We start from the raw sequence: 4,777 nt of genomic DNA on the forward strand, positions 1-4,777 counted from the left end.
GGGCTGCGCCCGTGTGCCCTCCGTCGCACCCTTATGCAACTAGTTGCAAAAAGGTGGGCGGTTGCTCTACAACAAGAAGCGACCGCACCCCCACGGAGGGCCCGATGAGCCGTTACCCGCACCTGATGTCCCCGCTCGACCTGGGATTCACCACCCTGCCCAACCGCGTCCTGATGGGCTCCATGCACGTGGGGCTGGAGGAGGCCGAGCGCGGCTTCGAGCGGATGGCGGCCTTCTACGCGGCCCGCGCACGCGGCGGAGTCGGCCTCATCGTCACCGGCGGTATCGCCCCCAACGACGAGGGGCGCCCCTACGAGGGCGGCGCCAAGCTCACCACCGAGGCCGAGGCGGAGGAGCACCGCGTCGTCACCGACGCCGTCCACCGCGAGGGCGGCCGGATCGCCCTCCAGATCCTGCACTTCGGCCGCTACGCCTACCACCGCGACCTGGTGGCCCCGAGCCCGCTCCAGGCCCCGATCAGCCCCCACGTCCCGCGTGAGCTGACCGACGCCGGCATCGAGCGGACCATCGAGGACTACGTCCGCACCGCCCGCCTCGCCCGGCAGGCCGGCTACGACGGTGTCGAGATCATGGGCTCCGAGGGCTACCTCATCAACGAGTTCATCGCCGCCGGCACCAACCACCGCACCGACCGCTGGGGCGGCTCGTACGAGAACCGGACGCGGTTCCCCGTCGAGATCGTCCGGCGCGTCCGCGAGGCCGTCGGCGAGGACTTCATCATCGTCTACCGCCTCTCGATGCTGGACCTGGTCCCCGGCGGCTCCTCCCTGCCCGAGGTCGTCACCCTCGCCAAGGCGGTCGAGGCGGCCGGCGCGACCATCATCAACACCGGGATCGGCTGGCACGAAGCCCGTATCCCCACCATCGCCACCTCCGTACCGCGTGGCGCCTACACCTGGGTCACCAAGAAGCTCATGGGCGAGGTGTCCGTGCCCCTGGTGACCACGAACCGGATCAACACCCCGGATCTCGCCGAGGAGTTGCTCGCCGACGGTCGCGCCGACATGGTGTCCGTGGCCCGCCCGATGCTCGCCGACCCCGACTTCGTCGCCAAGGCCGCCGCGGGCACCCCCGAGGCCATCAACACCTGCATCGGCTGCAACCAGGCGTGCCTGGACCACACCTTCGGCGGCAAGATCACCTCCTGCCTGGTCAACCCCCGCGCCTGTCATGAGACCGAGCTGGTGCTCACCCCGACCCGGCTGCGCAAGCGCGTAGCCGTCGTAGGCGCCGGACCCGCGGGCCTGGCCTGCGCGGTCTCCGCCGCCGAACGCGGCCACCAGGTCACCCTGTTCGACGCCGCGCACGAGATCGGCGGTCAGCTCAACGTGGCCCGCAAGGTCCCCGGCAAGCAGGAGTTCGACGAGACCCTGCGCTACTTCCGCCACCAGCTCGACGCCCACGGTGTCGACGTACGCCTCGGCGCCTGGATCACCTCCGGTGACCTCACCGAGTACGACGAGGTCGTCGTCGCCACCGGCGTCACTCCCCGCACCCCCGACATCCCCGGCATCGACCACCCGCGCGTCGTCGGCTACCTCGACGTGCTCCGCGACGGCGCCCCCGTCGGAGACCGCGTCGCCGTGCTGGGGGCGGGCGGTATCGGCTTCGACGTCGCCGAGTTCCTCACCGACGCCGGCGACAAGGCGCACGAGGACCCCGAGACCTGGTTCCGCGCCTGGGGCGTCGACACCGACTACGCGGCTCCCGGCGGCCTCGCCGCGCCCAGCCGCCCCGCGTCCCCGCGCACCGTCCACCTGCTCCAGCGCAAGGCGACCAAGGTCGGCGCCGGACTCGGCAAGACCACCGGCTGGATCCACCGCGCCGAGCTGAAGCACCGGGGTGTCACGATGGTCCCCGGCGTGCGCTACGACCGGATCGACGACGCCGGGCTGCACATCACCGTCGGCGAGGAGAGTCACGTCCTCGACGTCGACACCGTCGTCCTGTGCACCGGCCAGGAACCGCGCCGCGACCTGTACGAGCAGCTGATCGCGGCCGGACACCGCGCACACCTGATCGGCGGCGCCGACGTGGCGGCCGAACTCGACGCCAAGCGGGCCATCAAGCAGGGCACCGAGCTGGCGGCGGCGCTGTAGGGGGACACCCCCTGTGGACCGCGTCCCTAGGATGAGCCCATGTCACTCCCGCACGCCATCCTCACCGCCCTGCTGGAGAAGCCGTCCTCGGGTCTGGAACTGACCCGGCGGTTCGACAAGTCGATCGCCTACTTCTGGCCGTCGACCCACCAGCAGATCTACCGCGAGCTGGGGAAACTGGAAGCCGAGGGGTTCATCCGCGCCCTGCCGTCCGCGCAGCCGGCCCGCGGGCAGAAGAAGAGTTACGAGGTTCTGCCCGCGGGCCGCGACGAGCTGGCCCGCTGGACCGCCGCGCCCCAGGACCCCAGGCCGCTGCGGGACGCGATGCTGCTCCGGCTGCGGGCGGCGGCGGTGGTCGGCACGGCCGGCCTCACGGCCGACATGCGGCGTCATCTGGAGCTGCACGAGAGCCGGCTGGGCGTCTACCAGGAGATCGAGAAGCGCGACTTCCCGCCCGGCCGGGACACCCCGCAGGACCGGCTGCGCCATCTGGTCCTGCGGGCGGGGATCGACCTGGAGACCTTCTGGGCCCAGTGGCTCACCGAGGCGCTGAAGGAGTTCCCCGAACTCGATCCGGACGCGCCGGAGCGGTGACCCCGGCTCGTGGCTCAGTACCGCCGGTGCGACTTCGGCCTGCGCCGCAGGAACCAGGCACCCGCGATGACCGCCGAACCCACCAGCGCCGCGCCCGCCCCCATCGTGAGCGTGCCGACATCACGGACCGAACCGCCCAGGCCGCCCGCCACACCCCGCGGCGGCGGGAGAGCATCCGCACGGGTCGGGGTGGCGCCACGGGTGGGAGTGGCCGCACGGGTCGGAGTGGCGGCACGAGTGGGAGTGGCGGCGCGGGTCGGAGTAGCGGCGCGGGTCGGAGTGCCGGCGGCCGACACGACGACGGTCTGGCTCCCCGCCGAGACGCCGTTGGAGCACCGCACCGTCACCGTGTACGTCCCCGCCGCCACCCCGAACCAGGCGGCCGACTGACTGACCGTCGTACCGGACAGGGCGGCCTGCTGCCCCTGGGCGGAGCTCGTCTGCACGCCCGCCTGCAGGTATGCGGTGCCCCAGCTGCCGTTGTTCAGGACGCAGGCGCTGGTCACCACCGAGACGGTGGTGCCCGAGGCGGTGACGGAGATCCCCTCCTGGGCCGAGGACGGCCCTGCGAACGTTATCGGCAGCACGACGGCGGCCAGGGGAACGGCGGAACGTGAGAGAAGTCGGGAGTAGCGCATGGGCTCGCCTCCGGCGGCACGGTGGCGGTACGTCCCGTGCGCCGCCTGGGGTCGGGAAACATCCGTGCTGCCCCAGAAGCAGCCAACGCCGCCCCGCACGGCGCCGCACGCGCAGGGCGTCCGCACAGGTGACGCGTTGCGCCGTCCGGGCGGCCGCTCCGGTCAGCGGCCCGTCGTAACGGTGCGCTCCGTGGAGAAGCCGCCCCAGGTGCCGTCCGGCAGCCTGGCCCGCAGCCGCACCCGGTGGACCTGCCCGGCCTCGCGCCCGGCGTACAGGCTGTGGTGCGCACGGCCGCGCGGTGGGGTGCCGCCCCACACCAACGAGCTGTCCGTGCCCTCGTCCAGCCGGATCTGGTACTCGGTGATCACCCCGTCCACCCGGGGCGGTTCCCAGGCGAGTTCCAGGTAGTACGACCCGGCTTCGTGACGCGAGGTCACCTCGAACCCGGTCGGCGCGGTGCCCCGGCGGTCGTCCGTGCCCGGTGTGGTGAGCCGGACCGGGGTGCTCGCGGGGGAGAGGTTGCCCGCCGCGTCCTGGGCCCGGACGGTGAACGTGTAGCCGGTGCCGGGGCGCAGTCCCGTGACCACGGTCGCGGTCTGGCCGCCGCCCACGCCGTGGATCTTCACCCCGCCCTGCTGGACGGCGTACGACCGCACACCCCGGTCGTCGTGCGCGGCCGTCCAGGACAGCTGGACCGCGCGGCCGTCCACCACCCGGCCGGTCACCCCGCCGGGGCGGCTCGGCGCCACCTGGTCCGCCGCCGCATACGCGGGTGTCCGGGCCCGCGCCTCACGGCTCGGCGGTCCCAGCCGCCCGTCCGCGCTCCGGGCCCGCACGGTGAAGACGTACCGGGTGGCTGGCCTGAGCCTGGTGACATCCACCATGTGCTGTGCGGCCGGTACTTCACCGACTTTCGTGGGGCCGCGATATACCTCGTAGGTACGGACGCCGGACCCGGCCGCGTTCCACATCACATGGACGCTGGTGGCGCTGCCCGCGTCGGCGGTGACGCCGGCCGGGGCGCCGGGGGCCGGGCCTTCGCCGGACCCGCCGCCTGCCGTGCCGCAGGAGACGGCCAGCAGGAGGGCCGCGCAGACCGACACCCGGCGGCCGGGGCGGAGGGGGACTCGTCGCACGGCGCTGCCTCCCATAGGCCCGCATCACGGCAAAGGTCCGGACCAATATGGCGTCTGTGGGGGGACCCCGGCAAGGGGGCCGTGCTGGTGGGTGCGGCCGGGCATTACGTATGCTGTGGTTTCCCTGAGGTGTGAACTGCCCTGACATGGGGGTGAGTTCATGCCTGTGGCGCGGAAACGCTGTCGTCGCCGAACCCGCGCCGACGCGGGCGCCCGTCGCCGCCGTCACCACGGCCGCCACCGCGCCCTCGCCCACCGGGGCGTCCACCAGGCGCTGGCTCTTCTCCA

Annotated in this window: 4 protein-coding genes and 1 pseudogene; 2 read left to right on the forward strand and 3 right to left on the reverse strand. The window is 72.9% G+C overall.

Going from position 1 to position 4,777, the window contains the following annotated elements:
• Positions 1-104 precede the first annotated feature (104 nt).
• Together ACFWN1_RS31685 and ACFWN1_RS31690 are read left to right on the forward strand one after the other, a co-directional pair.
• Entirely contained in the window at positions 105-2,120 is a 2,016-nt protein-coding gene (locus ACFWN1_RS31685) for an FAD-dependent oxidoreductase (protein WP_384369688.1), read from the forward strand.
• 39 nt (positions 2,121-2,159) lie between these two features.
• Positions 2,160-2,714 (forward strand): PadR family transcriptional regulator, encoded by a 555-nt coding sequence (locus tag ACFWN1_RS31690; protein ID WP_384369691.1) that lies wholly within the window; start codon positions 2,160-2,162, stop codon positions 2,712-2,714.
• A gap of 14 nt (positions 2,715-2,728) precedes the next feature.
• On the opposite strand, the gene ACFWN1_RS31695 is transcribed toward ACFWN1_RS31690, so the two are convergent.
• The 3 genes and pseudogenes from ACFWN1_RS31695 to ACFWN1_RS31705 form a co-directional block, all read right to left on the reverse strand.
• Entirely contained in the window at positions 2,729-3,352 is a 624-nt protein-coding gene (locus ACFWN1_RS31695) for a hypothetical protein (protein WP_384369694.1), read from the reverse strand.
• Positions 3,353-3,514: 162 nt separating this feature from the next.
• Complete coding sequence (locus ACFWN1_RS31700) at positions 3,515-4,489, reverse strand: fibronectin type III domain-containing protein (protein ID WP_384369696.1); 975 nt, start codon at positions 4,487-4,489, stop codon at positions 3,515-3,517.
• 178 nt (positions 4,490-4,667) lie between these two features.
• Positions 4,668-4,777: pseudogene (locus ACFWN1_RS31705) on the reverse strand (PTS fructose transporter subunit IIA); the annotation flags it as partial.

It is taken from the genome of Streptomyces sp. NPDC058459 (assembly GCF_042721685.1).
Classification (GTDB): domain Bacteria; phylum Actinomycetota; class Actinomycetes; order Streptomycetales; family Streptomycetaceae; genus Streptomyces.